Source organism: Paenibacillus graminis (assembly GCF_000758705.1).
In the GTDB taxonomy this organism is placed as follows: Bacteria; Bacillota; Bacilli; order Paenibacillales; family Paenibacillaceae; genus Paenibacillus_AQ; species Paenibacillus_AQ graminis.
In genome coordinates this window covers 5,936,681-5,961,501 of record NZ_CP009287.1, presented here as the reverse complement: position 1 = coordinate 5,961,501, position 24,821 = coordinate 5,936,681, and the positions used below count along the sequence as shown (strand labels likewise).

Genomic DNA, 24,821 nt, shown 5'->3' with positions numbered 1-24,821 from the left:
AAACAGTTTGTCCACCAAGAAAGAGTCTTTTGTCAAAGGCACGCTTATTCTGGCCGCGGCGGCGCTCGTGGCCCGCGTGCTTGGTCTTGCCCAGCGGGTGCCGCTGGAGCATTTGTTCAATGACATCGGCAATGCATCATTTACACAGGCGAACAACGTGTATTTGATGCTGCTGCCGCTGGCTACAGCAGGTATTCCGAGTACGCTCAGCAAGATGGTGTCTGAGCGTTATGCACTGAACCGGCCGCATGAGGCGCAGCAGGTATACCGCGCGGCGCTTATTTTTGCTGCGGTGGTTGGTGTGCTGATGAGTACAATCTTGTACATAGCGGCTCCCTACTATGCAGAGTACAGCAAGGTGCCTGAGAGCACGCTGGCGATCCGGGCGATTGCCCCGGCGCTGCTGCTCTTTCCGATGATCGCCATGATGCGCGGTTATTTCCAGGGACGCAATAATATGATGGCTGGCGGCATCTCACAGATTATTGAGCAGATTGCCCGGGTATCCACGGCGATCCTGCTTGCCTTTATTCTGCTGCGCCAGGGCTACAGCAATACCTGGATGGCTGCCGGCGCCTCCTTCGGGAGCGTGCTTGGCAGCATTGGGGCTTTTGGTGTGATGCTGTATTATGCGGTGAAGCTCCGCCGCAGCGAGGAGCAGAAAGCTCTGTACGAATCCAGTCAAGCGCGGATTCCGCTGCTGAAGATCTACAAGGATATCTTTAAGCTCTCCATACCGATTGTGCTCTCATCCGTTACGGTTCCAGTCGTGAATTTCATCGATACCTCATTCATCGTTCCGCTGCTCAGCGGGCAAATCGGGCGGGAAGCCGCTACTCAGGCCTTGGGGATCTTTGGCAGCCGGGCGCAGAGTGTAGCCGGAATTCCGCCAGTGTTGTCCATCGCACTCAGCACCTCGCTGATTCCGATTATATCGGCTGCTTATGCAAGACGCGAAGAGGCGCACCTGAAGCGGCAGATTACACTGGCGCTGCGGATTTCGATTTTGACGGGAACACCTATTGTTCTATCGCTCGTAGTAGCGGCATATTCCGTAAACGGCCTGCTGTTCAGCAGCCTGGATGGCAGCGGCATTGTAGCCATGCTGACCCTCGGGACGATTTTCCAGATTACGATGATGACGACCAACTCCATTCTGCTCGGGATGGGCAAAGCGCGGATATCCATGTATTATGTGCTGGCGGGTCTGCTGGTCAAATTCGGCTCCAACTTCCTGCTAAGCCGCTTGTTCGGAATTTACGGCATTATTGCGGCCACGGCGCTGTGCTTCATTGTGATTACACTGCTTAACTTGAGAATGCTCAAAACTGTCGTTCCCTTCGAGATCCTCGGCAAACGCTGGGGCGGCTTCGCTGTTGCCGTATTGGCCGCCGGAGGGATCGGCTACGGATTGAACGAGGCCGGACAGCTTCTTACCCGTATGATGCCTGACCGCCTGGCATTCCTGATCACTTGCCTCGTTGTAGGGGCAGCAGTAGTTATCGTCTATCTCGTGCTGCTGATTGTTCTGGGGGTGCTGAGCCGCCAGGAAATCGCCGGTTATCCACGTCCGCTGCAGAAGCTGCTGGGTCCGCTCATGAAGCTGCAGCCTGAACGTATCCGTTCCGAGCAATAAATCTGTGATCATTGTCTTATCCTGTCTTTTTTATTTGACTTATTCCTGACAATTTGATTCACTTAAAGAAAAACCAACAGACAGCTTACTCTTAATTCAGAAGGGACTGTTCAATTTATGGATAAAATCACTTCACCTGCGGACTTTCAGGTGGCGATTCAATCGCCCCGTCTGACCGTGGCTGTATTCAAAGCCGACTGGTGCTCCGACTGCAAGTTCATTGACCCGTTCATGCCGGATGTGGAGCAGAAATATAATGACCGACTCACACTGGTTGAAGTGGATGTTGACGCTGTAGGCGATGTCAGCCAGGAACAGAACATTCTCGGTATTCCCAGCTTTGTTGCGTATAGCGACGGCCGCGAGCTCGTGAGATTCGTGAACAAGCTGCGTAAATCCCGTGAAGAAATCGAGGGGTTTCTGGATAGAGCGCTCGAAGTTTATCTGACCATACACAAGTAATCACGCTGCACCGCTTTCGCCCTACCCGAGCAGAAGCGGTGTTTTTCTAAATCGGGTGCTGCAAAGGCTTTCAATCAGCACTATTTCCCATTCATTCCTATGAAAAATGCGGGTGATCTCATTGACGATGAATCAATTGAAATGGCTCAGCTACATCACTTGTCTAATCATGTTTATGGCTCTGTTCGGTGGAGCCGTGGTCACCAAGACAGGTTCCGGGCTGGAATGCGGCAATGAATGGCCGTTGTGTCACGGAAAACTTATTCCTGCCTATACGATAGGTTCCCTCATTGAGTACACCCATCGACTGTTCAGCGGACTTGCCGGTCTGCTGTCACTTGCTTCAATGTTTGCCTTTTGGCGTTATGCGCATGAGCGGAGAGATCTGCTGGTGTTTGCACTGCTGACGCTTTTATTTGTGGTGGTGCAGGGAGGAATGGGAGCGCTCGCTGTGATCCGGCCGCAGTCGGCTGCGGTGATGGCGCTGCATATGGGCTTCTCTCTGATCGCTTTCGCCAGCTCGCTGATGCTTGCCCTAGGGACGAAACGCAGACATGCATGGGGGGAAGATCTTCCTGTGGCGGGCCATGGGGTAGGGAGGGGCTTGCGCAACTTAACGTGGGCCGCTGCGTTATATTCTTATATAGTGGTTTATATTGGAGCCTATGTCAGCCATACAGACTCCCAGGGAGGCTGCTCCGGGTGGCCGCTCTGTAACGGGGAATGGTTCCCTGAACTGTCTGGTGGCGTGACAATTGTCTTTATGCACAGGGTTGCAGCGGCGCTGCTGTTTCTCCTGATTGCGTGTCTTGGACATTTGGCCTTCTGGAAGCATAAAGCGCAACCTGAGCTGAGAGCACTTGGCATTGCAGCAGTTGTGCTATGTCTGCTTCAAGTACTTAGCGGTGCGGCTGTTGTTCATACCCTGTATAACGAAAGGCTGTACATCTTTGCCGCACTGGCGCATATTCTCCTGATCGCCGGGCTTTTCGGTGTTCTGTGTTATATGAGTGTGCGTGTATGGCAGCTGGAAAGAGCGAATAAATAGGTCAGCGCTCATCAAACTTTTGTGGGATAGTGCCCTGTTTGAGGAGGAACGATATTGGGATACGGTAATTTGCGTCAATGGATTGAACAGCTCCGCAAGGATAAGGATCTTGCCGTGGTTGATGTTCCGGTGGATCCTTATTTGGAGCTAGCGGAGATTCATCGGCGTGTGGTGCGGGAGGAGGGGCCGGCCCTGCTCTTCACGAATGTAAAAGACACGCCGTTTCCGGTGGCGACGAATCTGTTCGGAACGGTCCGCCGGGCCAACCAGGCCTTCGGAACCCGTCCCGAGCAGCTGGTGAAGACCCTGATGGGTGCAATGGAAACATTGCTGCCTCCAACTGCGTCCGGGATCTGGAAGGAGAAACGGCTGGTGCTGGACCTGCTCAAGGTTGGGACCCGAAATGTGCCGCAGGGTGAAGCGCCTGTGCTTGGCGTCTGCCGCAGCACTGAACCGCTGAAGGAGCTGCCGCGCATCACCAGCTGGCAGGGGGAAGGAGGACCTTCTTTGACCTTGCCGCTGGTCTATACCGAGAGCATTACTCATCCGCAGAACCATAATCTTGGGATATACCGTGTTCCGATTTATGATGACAGCAAGGCGGGAGTCCATTGGCAGAAGCATAAGGGAGGCGGCTTTCATCACCGGGAGGCGGAGCAGCTTGGGGAGCCGCTGCCGGTGTCCGTTTTTCTCGGCGGGCCTCCGGCATTGATAGCCGCTGCTGCAGCTCCTGTGCAGGAACGTCTGCCCGAGCTTCTGCTGGCATCTCTTGTGCTGGGCGGCAAGCTGCAGATGGTCAAGGACCCGATGGGCGGGCACCGGATTCCCGCAGAAGCGGAATTTGCCATCCGGGGACTGATTGCGCCCCATGAGCGGCGAACGGAAGGGCCGTTCGGGGATCACTATGGATTTTATTCCACACCACGCCAATTCCCTGTTATGCATGTGCAGCGTATCTGGCACCGCAAAGATGCTATCTATCCGGCGACGATCATCGGCAAACCGCGCCAGGAGGATTATTATCTAAGGGAATACATACAACGGCTGCTGGCCCCCGCATACCCGCTTTTGATGCCTTCCGTTAAAGCGCTGTGGGAGTACTCCGAATGCGGTCCTCATTCACTGGTATCTGCTGTAGTAAGGGAGAGTTATCCCAGAGAAGCGGTGGTGTCAGCTTATCGCATTCTGGGGGAAGGCCAGCTGTCACTGACCAAATTCCTGCTGCTGACCAATGAACCCGTGGAGCTGGCAGAGTTCCCCAAGCTGCTGGAAAGTGTGCTGGAGCGCTTCAATCCCGCCTCGGATTTCCTGGTGTACGGAAATGCCGCCCCGGACGAGCAAGACCATTCGCCCAATGCGATGAACCATGGCAGCAAAGCCATCATGCTTGGTGTGGGAAGTCCGGTGCGTGAGCTGCCTTCTGATTACACGGAAGGTCTTCTCCCAGGTATTACAGAGGCAATTCCTTACTGCCGGGGATGTTTAGCTGTTTCCGGTGCATCCTATGAAGAAGATCCTGAGCTTCCTTCCCGGCTAATCGCCGCTCTGCATGCACAGGAAACGGCCTGGCCGCTGGTGTTTGTAGTGGATAATGCCCTGGATACAGTGCGCACGCAAACTTCATTCCTGTGGACGGTGTTCACGAGGTTCGATCCGGCCAGTGATATCTACGCCGAATACGAGATCAAAAGCCATCATATCGGCTATAAGCTGCCCCTTGTGATCGATGCCCGGATGAAGCGGGATTACCCCGAGGAACTGGTTCCGCGCGAGGATATTGTCCAGCGGGTCGACCGCAACTGGAACAGCTATTTTCCACACTAAGGAGGATGCAGGATGCTGCGGATATTACTCGGAGAACCGCCCCGCGAGAACAGTGGTGTGCTGGCTGAAGCCATAGATAATATGGCGAAGGTGGCATCCATGCTGCGCAGGGAGATGAATACCCATGAAGACCTTGATCATGAATACCGCAAGCTGGAAATCTGGACCCGCGGGCTGATCTCTTCCTTGGACGAGCTGGAGCAAAGCTGGTTTGCGGCTGCCTTCTTCCGCAAATCCGTTGTAGCGGGCTATATGGATGATATGTCTCCTAAGGAGCAGGGTGAATACGCGCGTTATGTTTATTTTTATAAAAATGGCTTCATTCGTGTATTCTCACTGCTGGACAAGCTGGGTACGGTTCTTAACAGTCTGTATGACCTGAATACCAGCAAAGTCAAAGTCCATTTCTCCTATTTCACTGTATTGCGCCAGTTTCAGCTTCTTGAGAAGCATACAGCCCTCGCCGGCGAACTGGAGATGATTAAGAACTCCTACCGTGAACCGCTCGAAAATCTGCGCAAGCGCCGCAACGCCGAGATTCATTACATGAACGCCGAAATGCAGGATGATCTGTGGCAGCGGCATCAGGGCCTCCATGACAAAATTAGGCTTGAGGATCTGGACAGTCATCTGGAGGATCTGAAGCAGAGTCTGGAAATGGTCTGCAAATCCTTGGCAGCTTCATTCAGGTACAGCAATGAGCAGTGGCACAAGAGCAAAATTGCTGCAAACATAAGATCCGGCCATCATCCTCAGTAAAAAGTTCCCTTTGACAAAAAACCTGAAAATTACTATACTTGAGCTTGCTTAGCATCTAACATGCAGCTAATTTCATAACAAACTCTTATCGAGAGTGGCGGAGGGATAGGCCCGATGAAGCCCGGCAACCGATTTGTATAGAATGCGTTACATGGTATTCTGCACAAATGTCATGGTGCTAATTCCTACAATGCCGTGCAGTTTACGGTCGTTGGCAGATGAGAAGGCAGGGTTAATACAATCACGGGGCCTCTTGCGATCTGCAATCGATCGTCAGGGGTCTTTTTGGTTTTCATAAGGGTTACATGGGGGAGGATTACTAGTTTGATAGAGCTGAAAGGTTTGACCAAAGTATACGGAAAAGGCAGCAAAGCTGCAATGGCGCTCTCCGGTCTTAACCTGTCGATTAAAAAGGGCGAGATCTTTGGGGTGATTGGCCACTCCGGCGCCGGCAAAAGCACACTAATCCGTTGTATTAATCTGCTGGAACGCCCTACGGAAGGCGAGGTCTGGGTCGATGGAGTGGAATTAACCTCACTGAGCCAGGGGCAGCTGCAGGAGCAGCGCCGCAAGATCGGCATGATCTTTCAGCATTTTAATTTGTTGTCTTCTGCGACGGTCTACGATAATATTGCTTTTCCGCTAAGGCTGGCTGGCATGCCAAAGGCGCAGATTGAACGCAAGGTGCTGGAGCTGCTGGCGCTTGTAGGGCTGGAAGAGCACAGCCGCAAATATCCGGCACAGCTTTCCGGCGGCCAGAAGCAGCGTGTGGGTGTAGCCCGGGCGCTGGCCAGCGATCCCGATGTGCTGCTCTGCGATGAAGCTACCTCGGCGCTGGACCCGCAGACAACCGATTCCATTCTCAGGCTGCTGCTGGACATTAACCGGGAGTTTCATCTGACCATTGTGCTCATTACCCACGAAATGCATGTGATTCAGAGCATTTGCGACCGGGTAGCGGTGATACATGGCGGGGGCATCGTGGAGCAAGGGGAAGTGGCAGATGTTTTCCTGAAGCCTCAGCATGAAGTGACGAAGGATTTCATCCGCAGTGAAAATCAGCATGAAGGGCCACTCCGTGCTGCACTGGAGGCAGTACATGATAAGTACAGCAAATCCGTCAAAATTACCTTTCTTGGACAAAAGACATATGAATCTACTCTATCCCATGTGGTTCGTGGAACAGGTGTAGACTTTGCCATCCTCCAGGGAACGATTTCAACGATCAAAGATGTGCCTTACGGCCAGCTGCTTGTACGCTTTGAAGGAAGTACCCAAGCAGTCGAAGCGACCCTTGCCGAACTGGCGGCACAAGGTCTTGATGTGGAGGTGTTTGCCTAATGGGCGGATTGAACTTTAACGAGATTAACTGGGAAGAAATGCTGGATGCGGGCATAGCTACGCTTCGAATGTTGGCTTATTCCGGAATTTATACAATTATTCTTGGTTTACCACTCGGAATTGTGTTATATTTATGGGGCAGATCAAATAATTTCTTAATCAGGTCAATTTACTCGGTATTATCGTTCGTTGTAAATATCCTGCGGTCTGTGCCTTTTATTATCCTGATGGTCGCCTTGATTCCTCTGAGCAAGTCCATTATGGGGACTTCAATTGGCGTATTGGGGACGATTCCGGCGCTGGTTATCGGCGCGGCTCCGTTTTTTGCCAGATTAGTGGAGACGGCACTGCGCGAGGTTGACCGGGGCGTGATCGAAGCGGCACAAGGAATGGGAGCCTCCACTGGCCAAATCGTCTGGCGTGTGCTTTTGCCCGAGGCCCGTCCAGGTTTACTGGCCGGAGTGACGATTACGATTGTTACCTTGGTCTCTTATACAGCGATGTCAGGAATGATCGGCGGCGGAGGCTTGGGAGATCTGGCGATCCGGTACGGCTATTACCGTTATCAGAAGGAAGTTATGATTATCGCAGTGGCACTGATGGTTATTCTGGTGCAGCTGCTGCAAATGGCCGGCGACCGGCTGGTACAACATTTTACCCGGAAATAAGGTAGTTCCATAGAGAGCCTTATTCATACAACCAATAATGAGATAGAGGGGGATTTACAAATGAAAAAAGTATTGCTCACATTCTTCAGTTTAACCTTGGTATTGGTGCTGGCAGCTTGCGGCAACAACAATAAAACAAATAACGCTGCGAATTCTGCGGCTACCAACGCTCCGGCTGCGGATACCTCCGCAGAGCCCACAACCGAACCTGCTGCAGAACCGGTAACTCTGGTGGTTGGCGCGTCGCCAAAACCGCATGCGGAAATTCTGAAGGCGATTGCTCCGCTTCTGGAGAAACAGGGCATCAAGCTGGAAATCAAGGAATTTACTGACTACATTCTGCCAAACACGCAGCTGGCTGAGAAAGAGCTGGATGCGAACTTCTTCCAGCACAAGCCTTATCTGGATGATCAGAATAAACAGAATGGCACGGAGCTGGTACCTGTAACGGCAGTTCACGTAGAACCTTTCGGTGCTTACTCCAAAAAAATCAAATCGATCGACGAACTGGCTGACGGTGCAAAAGTAGCGATTCCGAACGATGCCACCAACGGCGGCCGTGCGCTGATCCTGCTGGCCAAAAATGGCCTGATTAAGCTTAAGGACGATACAAATATTACCTCTACTACAGCCGATATTACTGAGAACCCTAAGAATCTCAAAATTGTAGAGCTTGAAGCCGCCATGCTGCCCCGCCAGCTGGATGAAGTAGATCTTGCCCTGATCAATACCAACTATGCCCTGGAAGCGAAGCTGGTTCCAACCAAGGACGCTCTGTTCATCGAAGGAACCGATTCTCCTTACGCCAATCTGCTGGTAGCGCGTCCTGACAATAAGGACTCCGATGCCATTCAGAAGCTGGCTGCAGCTCTGACTTCCCCGGAAGCCAAAGCCTTTATTGAAAAGGAATACCAAGGCTCGATCATTCCGGCATTTTAAGTTGATTTCTTGATCAGAACATCTATAAAAAAAGACCAGAGGTGATCCGATAGCCGTGAAGGCTGCGGAGTACCCCTGGTCTTTTTGCGGAATCAGGTTTCGCTGGCGGCTGCTCCAGCACCGGCACTTTAGGTTGATCCCAAATGCGAAATCCACTATAATCAAGTAGCAAAGGCTACGCTGTTCATAAAAGGACGGGATTTGCTTCCAGCGGGAAAAAGAAGGATAATTTATAGCGTGAAGCATATAAATTCTTATATTTAAAAAAATCCCGGCCTTCTCATCGGAGGCCGGGATTGTTATGAAACGGGATTAGAATACTTGAATAACTTCTTCCACGCCTTCTACTTCTTCAAGGAGGGCGCGTTCGATCCCGGCTTTGAGCGTGATCGTGGAGCTTGGGCAGCTGCCGCAGGCACCCATAAGCTTCAGCTTAACAATGCCGTCTTCAACATCGATCAGTTCAACGTCGCCGCCATCGCGCTGCAGGAACGGACGAAGCTTATCGAGCACTTCCAGTACTTCATCATACATGGTGGTGCTTTGTGCATTCTCACTCATTTCTCAATCACTCCTTTCGTATGCTTATTATAGTACAAAAAGTTAAAAAATAAAATGGTTACACTGAATAAGGAGGACATCATGAGACCACTTATTGAATTTTGTGCCAGCAATATCGGACACGGTACTGAACCGCTCAAGCGCAAGCTGGAACTCAATCCCGAATATGATGTCATTGAATATGGCTGCCTGAACAATTGCGGACAATGCTATCTGCAGCCGTTCGCCATGCTTGACGGTGAGATCATTGAAGCCGAAACACCGGAGGAGCTTGAAGCGGCTATAGAGGCTGCAATAAAAGAACAAGAAGCCTGGGACAACCTTGAGATCGACTAACCCCAGGCACTTATTCTAGCCAAAATGCCGTTTGGACATCCAGAGCACACCGCTTTTCAGCAGGCGGGGAACCCGCCCCATGACAGAGCGGCGGCCCATCAAGCCAAAACCGGCATTTTTGCCTAGAGAGCCAAGGGTGCCCTTCAGCTTGATCTTGTGCAGCTTTGGTGTTTCATCACGCCACAGGGCTTGAATGACCTGCGCCACCTGTTCACCCTGCGCCCCGGCCGCCTGTGCGCTTGGCGCGAAAGGTAGGCTGGCACAGTCACCAATCACATAGACCTCCGGATAATCGGCCACATTATAGTAAGGCCCTACAATAATTCGTCCGCTCCGGTCTTTCGGCAGTTCAAGCTGCTGCACGACCTGCACCGGCTGGATGCCTGCGGTCCATACGGTTACATCACCTGGAATAGCCTGGGTGCCATTGAAGATGGCATCCTTTTCGACATGAGATACGGAAATATGCCCCAGCGTCTCCACGTGGTGCTCACTGAACCACTCCTCCACATACTGCGACAGCTTCGCCGGAAATGAGGAAAGTACACGTTCCCCACGGTCCAGAATAGAGATATTGAGATCCGGCCGGCTTTCCCGCAGCTCTGCAGCAATCTCCACTCCGCTAAGTCCCCCGCCCACAATGTTAACGGTTCCGTAAGGCTTCACATCATTCAGACGCCGGTAAGTCTCGCGTGTACCCGAGAAGCTCTGAATGCTGCAGGTATGCTCTTCTGCGCCTGGAATATTGTGATAATTATCTGTGCAGCCCAGTGCAATAGCCAAAATGTCGTAAGATATCGGTTCTCCCGTATTCAGAAATATCATCCGGCTCTCCAGATCTATGGAACCTACTTCGCCATAACGTACCGTGAGACGGGGATGTAACGGGAACTGGATGCGCAAATGGAAATCGGTGACGGTACCCGCAGCCAGGGCGTAGTATTCCGTCTTGATTCCCTGGTAAGGCATCCGGTCAATCAAAACAATTTCCACATCATGGGGGAGATGGTTGTCGAGTAATTTCTGAATGAGGGCAAGGCCGCCGTAGCCGCCGCCCAAGACGAGTAATGTTCTCATGACATCTTCCTTTCGAATATGGCTCAGGTTATGGTTATTGCAGCAGCTGCCGGATAAACTCCGGTTTGCAGTTATTCGTATACCTTAATTTCATTATAGAAAGTGTCCCGCTCTACCGGAACTTTCCCGGCACCTTTTACCAGCCAGATCAGCTCTTCACGGGTCAATCCCTCTGGAGTCAAGGCTCCGGCTGCATGGCTGATGCGTTCCTTCAGAATTGTCCCGTGCACATCCGAAGCACCAAAGCTGAGTGCGACCTGGGTGAGCTGTGCCCCGATATTAATGAAGTAAGCCTTGATATGGTCGAAGTTATCCAGCATTAACCGGCTGATTGCAATCGTCTTGAGGTCCTCATAAGCCGAGTTGCGGCGCATAATGCCGGCATTCTTATTCTTGGGCTGCATAGACAAAGGGATGAACACCATGAAACCGTTTGTTTCATCCTGCAGGTCGCGGATCTGCAGCATATGGCGCACGCGGTCCTCATGCGATTCAATCGATCCGTACAGCATCGTGGTATGAGTCTTCATCCCGAGCTGGTGTGCGGTCCGGTGAACCTCCAGATATTCCTCTACATTGGCTTTGTTAACACGCATTTTTTTGCGGTATTGGTCGGACAGAATCTCTGCTCCGCCGCCCGTAAGAGACTGAAGTCCGGCAGCACGCAGTTCCTCCAGCACCTCGCGGATGCTGAGTCCGCTGATTCGTGTGAAGAAATCAATCTCTGCGGCTGTATATGCCTTCAAGGTCACCTGCGGGAACGCTTCGTTCAAGGCTTTGAGCGAATCAACATAATATTGAAAGGGCACCTTATCATTATGGCCGCCGACAATATGGAACTCGCGTACCCCGGGATGGATATGCTGTTTGACATAATCCACCATTTCCTGACCGGAAAGGGTATAGGCGCCTTCTTCACCGTCATCCTTGCGGAAATTGCAGAATGCGCAGTGTGCTTCGCAGACATTGGTGAAATATAGGCTCATATTTTCGATAAAATATACCTTGTTGCCGTTCTTCCGCTGGTTAACCTCATTGGCCAGCTGGCCGATGGTAAGCAAATCGTTGCTTCCATATAAATAAACGCCATCTTCCAAATTTAATCTTTCTCCGCCGCGAACCTTGTCGATAATGTTCGCCATTCTGGCATCGGTCTGGGGTGTTATAAGAGTAGACATATGATTTCCTCCTGAAGGTTTTGGCGAAGCAAGCGCATCGCAGAATCATTCCCAAAACAAACTTAGGGAGTGGCCGTCCATTACAAAAAGCTGCGATGTCAGCTGACTGCGTGACAATTTTCCGAATTTTCGCATATTGCTTTACCTATTATAAACCTCTCACAGGGGGCGAGCAACCGCTGAGAGAAGATGGATTCGTATGTTTATCTGTGCCGCACAGGTGCAGTTTGGACTTGAGGGCAGGGGGATAGTGGAGTATACTTATTTTTATATAGACAGTTACTTTTGGCCGGGCAGGCTGTAGAATACAGAATATCTTTTTGGGAGGTTAAGATTATGATTACAATCAGTGAAGCAGCAGCAGGACAACTCAAGACCATGCTGGCTGAACAGGAAATCCCGAACATGTTCCTTCGTCTTGGTGTAACTGAGGGCGGCTGCAGCGGCTTCTCCTACGCCATGGGCTTCGACGACAATGAGACGGACCAGGACGTCTATATGGATGTGCAGGGTATGAAGGTTGTCGTTAGCAAGGATGATATCCGTTACCTGAACGGTCTGGAGATCGACTTCGAGGAATCCGGCATGACCGGCGGCTTCACCATCAACAACCCGAACGCCACCGCCACCTGCGGCTGCGGATCGTCGTTCCGTACGAAGGAAGATGCGGGCAAGCCTGCGGCTGAGCCATGCTGACCCCGGCTGAAGTGGAATCGCAGCTGCTCTAGGCTGCAGCCGGGAATTGATCCACGCGCATATAAGCTAACGATTCGTGCTGCCAATATTGAGGCGCTGAAGCTAACACTACATGCTGCTGTACCGAAGTCTTCAGGTGAACGTACCTGGAGGCTTTTTTTGCACGCTGAGGCAAGCTGGAGATTCTGTTTCCAGTATATAGTCGGACTGGTATAATGAATGAGTACAATTAATGGAAAGGAACATTCATGAGGAGCGGATATGACACTTGATTACTATAGCCTTGACGAAGAAACTGTTTGAACTTAGCGCTTTGGTAGAAGAACAGGACGATGCAGAGGATGAATTATATAAGTGGCATGCTAATGTCTTTCGAATGTCCAACAAGAATAATGTGATTTTTATGAACAATCAGACGCGGTATAGCTTTATTTTATTTGGCGTAAAAAAGCTGCATTTCAGAAATATTAACCAGCTTTTCGTCAATTCTCTAATTGAAAACCTGCAAGCCGATAATATTCCGGATTCAAAAATTACGGAATACGTGAGTCAATCAAATGAAATCAAATTCACCAAAACCAGTAACCGGAGTGTCCTGGGTTCAATGACAGATATGGTCAAGATGACAGGAATTCTGGTGTTACATTATCCCACTCAAACCATGAATAGTATAGTGCTTAATCAAAAAAACAATCATTCTCCCTTGGTAAAATTAAATAGCTACCCCGAACAATTGATGAAAGAGGCATTGGGTCTGCAATAGAAGGACGAAGCCAGCGTTGAGTTCATCAAGAGAAACGGGATTTTCATAAATTAGAAAGCAGGGGTAATCATGCAGCTTCAAACAGCGCGCCTAATCATTCGAGAGTTTACTTATGAAGATATGGATGCTGTGCATGCATATGCTTCTGACCCTCTGGTAGCCAAGTATATGATATGGGGGCCGAACTCGAAAGAGGAAACAAGAAGTTATATCGGTCTGACCTTGGAATGGCAGAGCCAGATTCCGCGGAAGGATTTTGAGTTTGCCGTAGTTCTGAAAGAGACGGATCAACTGATCGGCGGCTGTGGCATTCACATCAGTGAACCGGGGCAAGGAGAAATCGGCTATTGCTTCAATCCGCTGTTTTGGAGACAGGGATATACCTCAGAGGCTGCTGCCTCATTGCTTGAATTCGGATTTGAGGAATTGAATCTACACCGCATATACGCGACCTGCCGACCGGAGAACGTGGGCTCAGCCAAAGTCATGCAAAAGCTCGGCATGGTCTACGAAGGGCATTTGCGGGAGCATATGTGGCATAAGGGAAGATGGCATGATTCTTACCAGTATTCGATTTTGAAGCCGGAATATGAGCGGGTAAAAAGGCTGGAACGAACTCTATAATGCGATGCAGTAGTCATACAACTGGATGAGGCAGTTGTGATCCTTTAACGATAAGGATTGCAGCTGCTTTGTTTTTTTGTATATCCATAAGCATCGTAAGGTTTACTTAAGAATCCAGTAAGAAATAAGAGAATTTTAGAAGCTAAAATATATTTATCTTAACAAACTAATTTATACAGGATATCAGGAGGATTTTATGAAAAAGAAAATGGGTATCGCAATTGTTGCTTCTATGATCACTCTAACTAGTTTTACAGGAGGTGCTTATGCAGCTTCGACAGCAAAAGTTTCTGCTACAGCTCCATACAACACATATCAAATAGCCGAACAGATAAAATGGTTAGAAGAGCATGCAATGCCATTAAAAACAACGGATCCAACAGCATCTCTTAATGATTTAGGTCCGCTTAAGGATATGATAGGATCAGCTACAATTGTTGGATTAGGCGAAGCGATGCATGGAGCTCATGAGGTTTTTACGATGAAACACCGCATTGTGAATTATTTGGTCCTTGGAATGGGCTTTAAGGCCTTAGTGTTAGAAGAGGGATGGGACAGAGCATTGGGACTTGATCGCTATGTTCTTACGGGTAAAGGGGACCCGAGCCAATATCTATCGCCTGCATTTAACACGAAAGAAATCATAGATCTACTTCAATGGATACGCCAATATAATGCTGATCTAAAACATAAATCCAAAATACGGATCATCGGGATGGATATACAAACCGTCAACGAGAATGTTTATAACAATATCATAGAGTATGTAAAGAAACATAATCCAAAACTTGCAACTCTTCTTGAAAAAAAGATGGAAGGCCTTATTCCTGTAACAAAGGATATAGATACCTTTGGCAGCCTTAAGAAAGAAAAGAAAAAACAATATGTTTCAGATGCGAAACAAATCAGCATTATATTAGAACAAAATAAAAGTAAGCTGAATGGAAAATCCCAAGAGTTTGCATGGATCAGACAAAATGCCCGTATTATTGAGCAATTTACGACAATGGCAGCTTCATACCCTGATAGCCCGAAGGACTTTTATCTGAAACATGATATAGCCATGTATGAAAATGCGAAGTGGACAGAAGAACACGTAGGCAAAACAATCGTGTGGGGCCATAACGGACACGTTTCGAAAACGAATATGATCCCTTTCGTATACCCTAAAGTAGCTGGGCAGTATTTAGCAGAACATTACGGGAAACGGTATGTATCCATTGGAACATCTGTCTATGAGGGACGTTACAATGTGTATAACAGTAACCAAGAATTTGGGCCCTATGGAACATTAAAATCAGATGACCCGAATAGTTATAACTATAATTTTGGACAAGTCAATTACGACCAGTTTTTTGTTGATTTGCGTAAGGCAAGCGGAGTGACAAAAACTTGGCTAAACGAGCAACATCCCATTTACGCTGGAATAACTACCGAAGGACCAGACATCCCCAAAACTGTTGATGTATCATTGGGTAAAACATTTGACATCATTGTGCAAATTCAGAAAGTGAATCCATCTCAACTGAATCGATAAAATCTTAATTAAAGAACTGATATATTTCCTGTTAAATCAAGACAATATCAGCGAATCAAGCTGTCTATCTGCACAAGCCACCGGCTCCCTTTTTCATAGAGTATAATAAAAACCCTGTACAGAAAACCTCTGTAACAGGGCACTGGAAATAGTATCAAGCAGGAATAACAAACTTGAAATTAATCATAAATACGACCAGTGCGGCGGCACCCAGAGAAAAGGCGATGCAGCCTGTACCGAGGACCCGGCGCTGGTCTTTGATAAATTTGAAGCCTAGTGCGCAGACAAGAACCGTGATTCCTGCCAGAACGACGGTCATCGCAACCATTGCCACCCAGTACAGCACTTCAAAGAGCTCTGCCATGAAGAGTCCTCCCCTCCAGGTCATAATACAATGAATTTTAAGGATTTTCCAGCAAAAAGTGGCTGGCGGGCAACGCCGCATGACCAGAGAATCCGACAGACTCTGCGGGCGGTTCCCATACCCGGCGGTTGCTGTCGATTGCCGCAGAAGAGACTTGTCAGAATTTGCAGCAGCCCCGCTGCCATCCTTATAGGATAGATAGGACATAAGGCCTGGCGGCCATATGCCCTTTTTTGCTGTGCGCTCCCTATCATACGGACAATCATACAGGAGGGCGCGGCCTTTTCTGAGTAAAGTATAGGGTAGGCTAGGAATGTGAAAGGAGAGGGAGAACAATGGCGGGAAGACAACTGGCCAGCAAGTGGCTGAAAACCGAGGCGCTGCTCAGCGATCCGCGGATTGCCGGTTACATTCCGGGAACGATGGAATATAGCGCTGCTGGGTTGTTACGGATGCTGGGGAAATACGGAACGGTTGTTATAAAACCTATTGTTGGCGGTGGCGGTTTTGGGGTGATCAAAGTGTTCCGGAACAGCCGGGGATACGGCTTCACACATATGCACAGTACAAGAATGTACCGGAATTTCTCCTCCATGAAGCGCTCACTCGACTTATTTAAGGTCAAACGGAAATATCTAATGCAGCAGGGGATCTCCCTGGCCCGGATTGACGGACGCCCGATAGATTACCGGGTCAAGGTGGTGAAGAACGGAACACATTGGGAATTTCGTTCGATGGTGGGAAGAGTGGCGCGTCCGGGACTGTTTGTGACAAATCTCTGCAAAGGCGGAACGATGCTGAGCTGCCGTGAGGGACTGAGAAGATCATTGCCGCGGGTCAGGACTTCTGCCAAAAAAGCAGAGATGCGGCGCTTGACCCTAATCTGCATAGAACTGCTGGAACGGCATTTTCCGGGCATTGGTGAGCTAGGCTTTGATTATGCTGTGGACCTCCGGGGGAAGATCTGGATTTTGGAGGTTAATACACGCCCGAAGTGATTAAAAAATTTTTAAGAATTGACGATAAATATAATAATACGATAGAATTGCGTTTAGTTGTGTAATCCTTGAGGTAATATATGATAAAAAATTCCACGGAATTATGAACAATGTAAAAATATTTCAGACAAAATACCGCTGGATTCATCCTGTGTATAACTGTTATCCCCATAGTCCACTGTGCGGTGAATGACTTTTAGACCTTTACTAACATATTATGCACAGGATTTCCACAGTTGCTTGTGGATAGTGGGAACGCTTGTTCGAAAAATGATAGTTTGCTATGATAGATTCAGATTCAAATAAAGGAAAGGTAGGTGAACGTTATGGTTGAATTGTCGGATGAGATGCTCTTGGACTCTTACCATAGAGCAATAGAACTGCAATTAGAGCATGATTTCATCGCTCTTCTGCTCGCTGAAATTCGCAAACGGAACTTACACTCTCCAGTTCATGCGGTTCTGCACTAGAAGCCCAGAGCATACCTTTGCAGCAGATCAATCATTTAACCGCAAGCGGCACAAATAGGGTATCTTTTCAAGTTGAAGTGCAATCAACCTGAAAGGATACCCTTTTATTTGCTGAATAACAGAGGTGAACGTTCGGCTACAGCTTGAGATTGCTGCTGTGTCCAGGTGACAGTTTGGCTTCGGGATCAATATAGACCTTGGCGTTGTTCACTGCAGTAGGCGCTTCTCCGAATCCAACAGCAATCAGCTTCAGCTTACCCGGATACGTGGTAATATCACCGGCGGCGAAGATCCCCGGAATGCTGGTCTCCATACGGGAGTCGACCACGATCGAATTGCTGTCAATATCGATGCCCCATTCGGCAATCGGTCCCAGCGAGGATACGAAGCCAAAGTTAACGATAACGCTGTCCACTTCCAGCTCCTGGGTTTCCTTGGTTTTGATATGGGACAAAGTGACTTTGGTAATGAATTCTTCGCCGTGAAGCCCGGTAATCTCCGATGGCGTAATGACATTGACCTTGGATGCCATCAGGTTCTCCACACTGTGCTCATGTGCGCGGAATTTATCCCTGCGGTGTATCAGGGTAACCTGCTCAGCAATCGGTTCAAGCATCAGTGCCCAATCCACGGCAGAGTCGCCGCCGCCGCTGATCAGCACCTTTTTGCCTTTGAACGCATTAAGATCGCTGACGAAATAGTGCAGATTGGCTTTCTCGAAACGCGCTGCTTCGGGCAGCTCCAGACGGCGGGGTTCAAAAGCGCCTACGCCTGCGGTAATGATCACGGCTTTGCTGTGATATTCCGCTTTATCGGTAGTAATGACGAAATGGCGTTCGTCCTGTTTTTTTAGCGAAACGACCTTCTCCTCCAGCCGGATATCGGACTGGAACAGCTCCATTTGGCGGGAAAGGTTATCTACCAGCTCCTGACCGGTGACTTTCGGAAATCCGGCCACGTCGTAAATATATTTTTCAGGATAAAGAGCAGCAAGCTGCCCTCCGAGTTGGGGCATACTTTCAATAAGGGTTACCGATGCCTGGCGCATCCCGCCGTAAAAAGCGGCAAACATCCCGGCCGGACCGCCTCCTATGATCAGCAGATCGCTCATAGGAACGGATTGCTCTAGTGTCACGTAATATTACACCTCCGAGTTGATAGTTTCAAATTGCCATACTGGCTTAACTAACATTATAAACATTGTGGAGCCGACCTGCAAAGGCTTGATTTCCGCAGAAAATTGTGACATTTTGTTGCATGATAATATTTGATTAAAACGATACTAAGGTTTACAATAGATATGGTTATTTTAGAAATCCTTTAAGTTTAATTGGAAATTCTTCTGAATTTAAGTGTATAAATTCACAAAAGAAACCGAATTTTTTGACAAAAAATAACACATAGACAGATTCACCTGTTGGAAGGAGCCGGAACATGAGCAGTATTCCCAAAATCGTCATCCTAGGCGCGGGATATGGAGGTATTTTGACCGCGCAGCGGCTGCAGAAAGCTTTGAACTACAATGAAGCGGATGTGACACTGGTTAACCGCCATGAGTATCACTATTTCACAACCCATCTGCATATGCCTGCTGCAGGTACAGACAGCATCGAGCATACCCGCGTATCTATTTCAAAATTAATTGATGAATTCAAAATTGATCTCGTAAAGTCTTCCGTGCAGGAAATTCGGACCCAGCAGAAAAAGGTAATTTTGGAAGACGGCACGCTGTCTTATGACTATCTTGTAATCGCCCTGGGCGGCGAACCTGAAACCTTCGGGATTCCGGGACTGGACAAATACGCGCTGACGATCCGCAGCATTAATTCCGTACGGCTGATCCGTGAGCATATCGAGTATCAATTTGCCAAATACAAGAATGAAAATAATGCACAGGAACATATTAATTTTGTTGTCGGAGGTGCAGGCTTCAGCGGCATTGAATTTGTGGCGGAGCTGGCAGACCGTATTCCGGCACTGTGCAAGGAATTCGATGTGGACCCAAGCATGGTCAATATCTACAACGTGGAGGCTGCTCCGACGGCACTGCCGGGCTTCGCCCCTGAATTGGTAGAGCATGCAATGACTGTGCTGACGAAGAAGGGTGTGACCTTCAAGATCGGTGTAGCGATCAAGGAATGTCTGCCGGGCGGAGTTATCCTTGCGACAGGTGAAGAGATCAAGGCTTCCACCATTGTTTGGACCGGCGGCATCCGCGGCAACCGTCTGATTGAAGCAGCGGGTTTTGAAGCCATGCGCGGACGGGTGAAGGTAGATGAATATCTGCGCGCCCCGGGACACGAGAATATTTTTATTATCGGTGACGGCTCCCTGATGATTAATCCGGAAGGACGCCCATATCCCCCGACGGCACAAATTGCCATGCAGCAGGGAGAATGCTGTGCCCATAATCTGGTGGCCGCGATTCGCAGCCAGCAGCCGAAGAAGTTCGCTTTCAGCAACAAGGGCACTGTAGCTTCGCTGGGCAAAGGACAAGGCATCGCTGTAGTGGGAGAGAAGAAGTATAAAGGCTGGACAGCGGCCCAGCTGAAGAAGGTTGTAGACATGCGTTATCTGTTCATCATCGGCGGCATTCCGCTGGTACTGAAGAAAGGAAGATTCCTCTAGGATGCGCCACTGCAGCGTTCAAGTTCGCGGGCTGCTGACGAGGGAGGAGCTGGACCGATATAATGGACTGATTGAGGTCGGTTCTTATCTGGAGGATCAGAGCCGTTACGATCTCGCCTACAATGTCCAGAAAGAAATCGACATCCTCATTTTGCCGGCAATTGAGCGCCTGAAGGATAAGGGCCGGGCCCGCGACCGGGCGACGGCGGAATACCTGGAGAGCTTGCGTGAAGATGACGAAGACGGAGAGGATGACGGCAAGGACCCGTCAGCATGAGTGATTTGGAGTGGGATATATTTATTTACTCAATCCACTTGCGGTATAGTAAAGGTAGATAAGACGTACAATGCAAAGAGAGCCGTGCTGCCAACACGGCTCCCTGTTTGCAATAGCCGCTTTTAAGGGCAAGCGGCTTTCGGAAAAGTAGTCAGGAAATAGACCGTCTCTTTTGACCAGGGCGGTCTATTTATAACATAAACTCAAATAAAGGGAAGGCCCCCAGACAGGGAGCCTTCCCTTATGCTTTATCGGTATCTTCGGCTGCTACAGCTTCAGCAGTTCTTCAAAGGTGTCCGGTGTCAGCAGATTCCCGACATAGAACGGGCCAAATTCGCCGTAGCGGGCACTAACCTCATCAAAGCGCATCTCGTACACCAGCTTCTTGAATTGGAGCGCATCCTCGGCAAAGAGGGTGACGCCCCACTCCCAGTCATCGAAGCCGACAGAGCCGGTGATGATCTGCTTCACTTTGCCGGCATATCCGCGTCCGATTAACCCGTGGGAATACATTAATTCCCGGCGCTTCTCCATATCGAGCATATACCAGTTGTCCGCTAACTCGCGTTTCTTGTTCATCGGATAGAAGCAAATATGCTTCGTCTGCGGGAGAACAGGCTTCAAGCGGGCGGCTACGTGCGGATTTTGCATAGGGTCACTGCCGTCTCCGGCGTTCCCGCCAGCCGCATAGTTGCTGAGTTCAACGATGCTGACATAAGAATAGGACTTAGTTGTATATTGGGCAAAGGCGATTTTGTTAAAGGCGGTTTCAAGCTGGTTCAGCGCTTCCAGGCTTTCCCGCAGAAACATCATCACGAAATCAGCCTTCTGGCCGACAATGGAGTACACTGCAGTGCTTCCTTCCTTGGCTTCCTCTACCGGACCCCATTCCTGCATAAAGGCATGCAATTCTTCCAGGGCGACAGCGCGTTCTTCATCATCGGCTGCCGTCCAGGCTGTCCAGTTCAGGGAACGGAAATCGTGCAGGGCATACCAGCCCTCCAGTGTCAACGCGGCTTCGTTCATGTATTCTCACTCCTCAGCATATAGTTATATGTACAATCCGTTTGATCTATTTGCATTGTATCGCATGCAGGCAGGCAAGAGCAAACGCAGCCCCTTGGTCTTATGGGGCAGATCCCCTGGAACCGCGATAATGTTCATTGCTTCGCTACATTTTTTCTAGTAAACTTACTATTAATTAAGGTTTGCTGTGCGGTTCTTTATAGAGAGAGGGGATGGCAGTACGATGGGGTTTATTCCTGTGTTTGTTTTGGCTGTTTTGTTCTTTGTCATGATGTTTGGCATTGGCTTTATCCTTAACATGTTAATGAAGACCACCTGGTTCCCTGCCTATCTGTTCGTTATTGTGATTCTGCCAGTGGTCGTCTATTCGATCTGGGACCGGAGCGCCATGAGTCTGTGGGAGCATCTGTCGACCTTTCATATTGTGGATTATCTCACCGGTATTGCCGGTCTCGCCGGAGCGGTGCTCAGCGGCTGGACGATCCAGAAGCTGCGGCTCGGCGGCTACAAAATGTTCTAATGAAGAGTTTCGCGCATACGAACGGCTGCTGCCCTTATTCAGGGCTGGCGAGGCCGTTTTTTCTTGGAATCGAAGAGGTTTTTCGGATTTTCCGCTAGCGTCAGCAAGGGTGAACAAGCTGTCGATATCCAGGGGATAAACGCTGAATTTGGACTTTTTTTTACATTTCCGGGCGGAGGTTTTGTGATAGAATAGAAATCTAAATGGATTCGTGTAGAAAAAGAGGGAGGTAATCCGCAGATGCGTATGAGTAACCTGCATCATTTCACCGAACATCATCGGTACTGCGTTTCCCGCGAATTCGGTCTAAGCAGTGTAGATGCACGTATGCTGGGCTCGGTCTATCAGCCGATGGTGGGCGCTTTTGCCATCAGCCTGTACCGGCTGCTGTTCGAGCATATTCCGGCTGAAGCAATCGGCTATTCTCCGGTGGAGCAGCAGCGGCGTCTGTTCATGACGCTGGGCGTGGAGCCGAATGAGAAAGGCCGCAAATATATAGTAGATCAGGCTTCCCTGCTGGAGGCGGTGGGGCTGCTGCAGACCTGCCGGATCTTTGTAGCGGAAACCGATGATTATATGTACGAATACGAACTGCTGCCGCCGCTGTCGCCGGCTGATTTTTTTGCAACCCAGCATTTGACGCTGCTGCTGCGTGACAAGATCGGCAAGTTCGCCGTGCTGTCGCTGCGTGAGCAGTTCTGGAACCGTGAACCGGAGGAATGGAGCCGCCGGTCGATCGGCAAAGAGAATATTTCCCTGCCCTTTTATGATATTTTTCAACTCAATACCCATGTGATTGACTATGAGCTGGAGCAGGCTCTGGCTGAGGTGGCAACAGTCAAGCAGCCCGGCATGCGGGAAACCGGGGAACCGGCGATCGGCTATAGTGATATTATCCTGCGCTTTCCGCGTGAATCCGTCAACCGTACCCATGTCGAGAAGCTGCGCTTTGACCATGCCCAGATGGGGATGATCAATTATGTAGCCCATAAGTATGAACTCAGTCCGCAGGATATGTCCCGTCTGCTGGATGAAGACGGGGTGTTCACACCGGAAGGCGAAGTGATTCTGGATGCGCTGCAGTACAAAGCGAGCCAGCATTTCCGGCAGGATCTGAAACGCCAGGAGAAGCGGGAGATTGCGGCGGCAAAAGTGGTAGCCCTGCGCTCTGCAGCCTCCGTGGAAGGTGACGATTCCACACCGCCAATGGAGCAGCCGGTTGAAATGGAATATTACGTGGAAGTGCCTCCGCAATTTTTGTCCAAATGCGACATTCACCAATATAATATGATGCTGCGCAACGAGCCTTATACACGGCTGCTGCAGACCTTTTTTCCGGGGGCAGTGCCCACGCAGCTGATGGATACTTTTGAGAAGATTGATCTCAATTATAAGCTGAGCGGCGAAGTCATTAATGTGCTCATTCATTATCTGATGACTATGGTAGCTTCCGCAGGCGATCAGCGGATGAACCGCAACTTCGTGGAGGCCATTGCCTCGAACATGCTGGTGAAGCAGGTGAATACGTACGAGAAAGCTGTGCGTTATATCCGGGACCAGACCAAGGTCAAAGGCAAAGGTGCAGCGACAGGGACATCAGGCTCCACCGGCGCGCGCCAGCGCAGCTACAGTAAAACCGGCGGCCGTTCCGGCAAAGCGGAGATCCCGATTGTACTGGATGACGGCAGCGCCGGAACCGTGTCGGAAGAAGAGTTCGCGGCGATGATGAAGAAGGCCGCTGAAATCAAGGCCAGCAAGAAGAAAGGCGTATCCAAGACGCCATAAAGAAAGCGAGGTGCGGCTATGGAGTCTATGGGCGAAGTGCTGCGTTCGATGAACAATTCCGCGCTGCGCCAGCGTTCCCGCGATCTTGAGCATAACCTGCTGAACCATCCTCTGGTGAAGCAGCTTCAGGCCGAGCATCCCGAGCTGGACGAGTCGCGGCTGCGGCTTCATTTAAGCCGGCTGTATCAATATGTGGAAGAAAGCCGCCACTGCGCCAATTGTCCGGGGCTGGAGAAGTGCCCGAACGATTTCCAGGGCCACTACAGCAAGCTTACCGTAGAGACTGTAGGGGGTACGGCAGATCTGTATGAGCGGAAGACGGCCTGCAATCTTAAGATTGCCCAGGATAATCAGGACAGCATCCGCAAGCGCATCCGCAGCTTTTATGTGGATGAGCGTGTCCTGAATGGCGGCTACGATGAAATTGACATTATGGGCAAGGACCCCCGCCGGGTCTCAGCCGTGAATCGTATATTTGATTATATTGCAGGGGTGAAGGAGAACGGACTGACCTCGCGGGGGATATACCTGCAGGGCTCTTTTGGAACAGGCAAAACCTTTTTGATGTGCTATATGCTGCATGAACTGGCGATTGCCGGGTACAGCGGGGTCATCGTCTACATGCCTGATTTCATCGAGGAACTTAAGCTAATCATGATGGACAATCAGAAGCTGAAAGAAATGGTGGACACGATGAAGAACTGTGATCTGCTGATCTTTGACGATATCGGGGCGGAGAACCTGAATCCGTGGGCCCGCGACCATGTGCTGGGAGCGATCCTGAACCACCGGATGAACCGCAAGCCGACCTTCTACACCTCGAATTATCCACTGGACGGTCTGGAGAAGCATCTGAGCATCACCAGCAAGGACGGCGAAGAAATCTACAAAGGCCAGCGGCTGATGGACCGGATTGCTCCGTTTGTGGATGTCATTCCGCTTCATGGGGAGAACCAGCGGGGTACGGTCCGTTAAAAGTGCTAAAGCAGCAAAATCCGGCTTCTTCCTTAAGGGAAGAACCGGATTTTGCTGTTGTCCAGCTGAAAAGCATGTGTGAAGAGTTACTCGGACAAAAACTTGATAATCACCATGCCGAAAAAAACGACGGTCATAAAGCCCGTCATGCCGAAAAAGCCGGCGAGCAAATCGCCAAGGTCATTGCGCGGCTCCTCGTTGACATGCTCCCGCGGGTCGCGTGCTTGCGCGTTGACATCCATCTTTTTTCCTCCTTGCAGTTGCATGACTGCAATTAGTGGGTTACAGTTAGACGTGTGAGAGAAGTCATTGACAATTAATGCGCTTTC

The 24,821-nt window shown here is 49.9% G+C and carries 27 protein-coding genes and 1 riboswitch; of the genes, 20 read left to right on the top strand and 7 right to left on the bottom strand.

Annotation, left to right across the window (positions count from 1 at the left end; genetic code table 11):
- Nucleotides 1-7 precede the first annotated feature (7 nt).
- From PGRAT_RS25805 to PGRAT_RS25770, 8 genes are all read left to right on the top strand, one after another.
- Complete coding sequence (locus PGRAT_RS25805) at nucleotides 8-1,636, top strand: putative polysaccharide biosynthesis protein (RefSeq protein ID WP_042267430.1); 1,629 nt, start codon at nucleotides 8-10, stop codon at nucleotides 1,634-1,636.
- Between the two features lie 117 nt (nucleotides 1,637-1,753).
- Nucleotides 1,754-2,098 carry a thioredoxin family protein gene (locus PGRAT_RS25800; protein ID WP_025707617.1) on the top strand — a complete coding sequence of 115 codons (345 nt, stop codon included), beginning with the start codon at nucleotides 1,754-1,756 and terminating at the stop codon, nucleotides 2,096-2,098.
- A 121-nt stretch (nucleotides 2,099-2,219) separates the two neighbouring features.
- A complete protein-coding gene (locus PGRAT_RS25795; RefSeq protein WP_025707616.1) occupies nucleotides 2,220-3,146 on the top strand; it encodes a COX15/CtaA family protein in 927 nt (308 codons plus the stop codon).
- A gap of 54 nt (nucleotides 3,147-3,200) precedes the next feature.
- On the top strand, nucleotides 3,201-4,970 hold the full coding sequence (locus PGRAT_RS25790; RefSeq protein ID WP_042267428.1) for a UbiD family decarboxylase: 1,770 nt from the start codon (nucleotides 3,201-3,203) through the stop codon (nucleotides 4,968-4,970).
- A gap of 12 nt (nucleotides 4,971-4,982) precedes the next feature.
- A complete protein-coding gene (locus tag PGRAT_RS25785; RefSeq protein WP_025707701.1) occupies nucleotides 4,983-5,729 on the top strand; it encodes a Cthe_2314 family HEPN domain-containing protein in 747 nt (248 codons plus the stop codon).
- Nucleotides 5,730-5,811: 82 nt separating this feature from the next.
- Nucleotides 5,812-5,954: riboswitch (SAM riboswitch) on the top strand.
- A gap of 99 nt (nucleotides 5,955-6,053) precedes the next feature.
- Nucleotides 6,054-7,070 carry a methionine ABC transporter ATP-binding protein gene (locus PGRAT_RS25780; RefSeq protein ID WP_025707700.1) on the top strand — a complete coding sequence of 339 codons (1,017 nt, stop codon included), beginning with the start codon at nucleotides 6,054-6,056 and terminating at the stop codon, nucleotides 7,068-7,070.
- Nucleotides 7,070-7,738 (top strand): methionine ABC transporter permease, encoded by a 669-nt coding sequence (locus PGRAT_RS25775; protein ID WP_025707699.1) that lies wholly within the window; start codon nucleotides 7,070-7,072, stop codon nucleotides 7,736-7,738. The genes PGRAT_RS25780 and PGRAT_RS25775 overlap by 1 nt, the downstream gene beginning before the upstream one ends.
- A 60-nt stretch (nucleotides 7,739-7,798) precedes the next feature.
- A complete protein-coding gene (locus PGRAT_RS25770; RefSeq protein ID WP_025707698.1) occupies nucleotides 7,799-8,677 on the top strand; it encodes a MetQ/NlpA family ABC transporter substrate-binding protein in 879 nt (292 codons plus the stop codon).
- Between the two features lie 312 nt (nucleotides 8,678-8,989).
- On the opposite strand, the gene PGRAT_RS25765 is transcribed toward PGRAT_RS25770, so the two are convergent.
- Complete coding sequence (locus tag PGRAT_RS25765) at nucleotides 8,990-9,238, bottom strand: NifU family protein (protein ID WP_025707697.1); 249 nt, start codon at nucleotides 9,236-9,238, stop codon at nucleotides 8,990-8,992.
- 81 nt (nucleotides 9,239-9,319) lie between these two features.
- On the opposite strand from PGRAT_RS25765, the gene PGRAT_RS25760 reads away from it, so the two are divergent.
- Nucleotides 9,320-9,574 carry a YuzB family protein gene (locus PGRAT_RS25760; protein ID WP_020426352.1) on the top strand — a complete coding sequence of 85 codons (255 nt, stop codon included), beginning with the start codon at nucleotides 9,320-9,322 and terminating at the stop codon, nucleotides 9,572-9,574.
- 15 nt (nucleotides 9,575-9,589) lie between these two features.
- Here PGRAT_RS25760 and PGRAT_RS25755 read toward each other — a convergent pair whose 3' ends face one another.
- The gene (locus PGRAT_RS25755; protein WP_025707696.1) at nucleotides 9,590-10,651 is read right to left on the bottom strand and encodes an NAD(P)/FAD-dependent oxidoreductase; all 1,062 of its coding nucleotides are present in this window, start codon (nucleotides 10,649-10,651) and stop codon (nucleotides 9,590-9,592) included.
- Between the two features lie 71 nt (nucleotides 10,652-10,722).
- Entirely contained in the window at nucleotides 10,723-11,829 is a 1,107-nt protein-coding gene (gene mqnE, locus PGRAT_RS25750; RefSeq protein ID WP_025707695.1) for an aminofutalosine synthase MqnE, read from the bottom strand.
- A 336-nt stretch (nucleotides 11,830-12,165) separates the two neighbouring features.
- Between mqnE and PGRAT_RS25745 the strand changes: the two genes are divergently transcribed.
- The 4 genes from PGRAT_RS25745 (at nucleotide 12,166) to PGRAT_RS25730 (ending at nucleotide 15,449) form a co-directional block, all read left to right on the top strand.
- A complete protein-coding gene (locus tag PGRAT_RS25745; RefSeq protein ID WP_025707694.1) occupies nucleotides 12,166-12,525 on the top strand; it encodes a HesB/IscA family protein in 360 nt (119 codons plus the stop codon).
- A 268-nt stretch (nucleotides 12,526-12,793) separates the two neighbouring features.
- Nucleotides 12,794-13,288 (top strand): DUF6933 domain-containing protein, encoded by a 495-nt coding sequence (locus PGRAT_RS25740; protein ID WP_025707693.1) that lies wholly within the window; start codon nucleotides 12,794-12,796, stop codon nucleotides 13,286-13,288.
- Between the two features lie 69 nt (nucleotides 13,289-13,357).
- The gene (locus PGRAT_RS25735) at nucleotides 13,358-13,912 is read left to right on the top strand and encodes a GNAT family N-acetyltransferase (RefSeq protein ID WP_025707692.1); all 555 of its coding nucleotides are present in this window, start codon (nucleotides 13,358-13,360) and stop codon (nucleotides 13,910-13,912) included.
- 196 nt (nucleotides 13,913-14,108) lie between these two features.
- Nucleotides 14,109-15,449 (top strand): erythromycin esterase family protein, encoded by a 1,341-nt coding sequence (locus PGRAT_RS25730; protein WP_025707691.1) that lies wholly within the window; start codon nucleotides 14,109-14,111, stop codon nucleotides 15,447-15,449.
- A gap of 154 nt (nucleotides 15,450-15,603) precedes the next feature.
- Here PGRAT_RS25730 and PGRAT_RS25725 read toward each other — a convergent pair whose 3' ends face one another.
- Entirely contained in the window at nucleotides 15,604-15,813 is a 210-nt protein-coding gene (locus tag PGRAT_RS25725; protein WP_025707690.1) for a hypothetical protein, read from the bottom strand.
- Nucleotides 15,814-16,148: 335 nt separating this feature from the next.
- Between PGRAT_RS25725 and PGRAT_RS25720 the strand changes: the two genes are divergently transcribed.
- Together PGRAT_RS25720 and sda are read left to right on the top strand one after the other, a co-directional pair.
- Entirely contained in the window at nucleotides 16,149-16,811 is a 663-nt protein-coding gene (locus PGRAT_RS25720) for a YheC/YheD family protein (protein WP_025707689.1), read from the top strand.
- Between the two features lie 326 nt (nucleotides 16,812-17,137).
- On the top strand, nucleotides 17,138-17,281 hold the full coding sequence (sda, locus tag PGRAT_RS32710; RefSeq protein ID WP_042217282.1) for a sporulation histidine kinase inhibitor Sda: 144 nt from the start codon (nucleotides 17,138-17,140) through the stop codon (nucleotides 17,279-17,281).
- Between the two features lie 136 nt (nucleotides 17,282-17,417).
- Here sda and PGRAT_RS25715 read toward each other — a convergent pair whose 3' ends face one another.
- Nucleotides 17,418-18,392, bottom strand: a complete 975-nt coding sequence (locus PGRAT_RS25715) for an NAD(P)/FAD-dependent oxidoreductase (protein WP_036706100.1) — start codon at nucleotides 18,390-18,392, stop codon at nucleotides 17,418-17,420.
- A gap of 323 nt (nucleotides 18,393-18,715) precedes the next feature.
- Between PGRAT_RS25715 and PGRAT_RS25710 the strand changes: the two genes are divergently transcribed.
- Nucleotides 18,716-19,909, top strand: a complete 1,194-nt coding sequence (locus PGRAT_RS25710; protein WP_025707687.1) for an NAD(P)/FAD-dependent oxidoreductase — start codon at nucleotides 18,716-18,718, stop codon at nucleotides 19,907-19,909.
- Nucleotide 19,910: 1 nt separating this feature from the next.
- The gene (locus tag PGRAT_RS25705; protein ID WP_025707686.1) at nucleotides 19,911-20,186 is read left to right on the top strand and encodes a hypothetical protein; all 276 of its coding nucleotides are present in this window, start codon (nucleotides 19,911-19,913) and stop codon (nucleotides 20,184-20,186) included.
- 267 nt (nucleotides 20,187-20,453) lie between these two features.
- Here the strand turns inward: PGRAT_RS25705 and hemQ are convergent, their stop codons facing one another.
- Nucleotides 20,454-21,212, bottom strand: coding sequence for a hydrogen peroxide-dependent heme synthase (hemQ, locus tag PGRAT_RS25700; RefSeq protein ID WP_025707685.1), 759 nt, complete (start codon nucleotides 21,210-21,212; stop codon nucleotides 20,454-20,456).
- A gap of 223 nt (nucleotides 21,213-21,435) precedes the next feature.
- Here hemQ and PGRAT_RS25695 point away from each other — a divergent pair, with 223 nt between their 5' ends.
- From PGRAT_RS25695 to dnaI, 3 genes are all read left to right on the top strand, one after another.
- Entirely contained in the window at nucleotides 21,436-21,732 is a 297-nt protein-coding gene (locus PGRAT_RS25695) for a YuiB family protein (RefSeq protein ID WP_025707684.1), read from the top strand.
- A gap of 240 nt (nucleotides 21,733-21,972) precedes the next feature.
- Nucleotides 21,973-23,517: a replication initiation and membrane attachment family protein gene (locus PGRAT_RS25690; RefSeq protein WP_042267423.1), complete on the top strand. Its 1,545-nt coding sequence runs from the start codon at nucleotides 21,973-21,975 to the stop codon at nucleotides 23,515-23,517.
- Between the two features lie 18 nt (nucleotides 23,518-23,535).
- Nucleotides 23,536-24,492: a primosomal protein DnaI gene (gene dnaI, locus PGRAT_RS25685; RefSeq protein WP_025707099.1), complete on the top strand. Its 957-nt coding sequence runs from the start codon at nucleotides 23,536-23,538 to the stop codon at nucleotides 24,490-24,492.
- Between the two features lie 86 nt (nucleotides 24,493-24,578).
- Here the strand turns inward: dnaI and PGRAT_RS33535 are convergent, their stop codons facing one another.
- Nucleotides 24,579-24,734, bottom strand: a complete 156-nt coding sequence (locus tag PGRAT_RS33535; protein WP_143013460.1) for a YqzM family protein — start codon at nucleotides 24,732-24,734, stop codon at nucleotides 24,579-24,581.
- Between the last annotated feature and the right edge of the window lie 87 nt (nucleotides 24,735-24,821).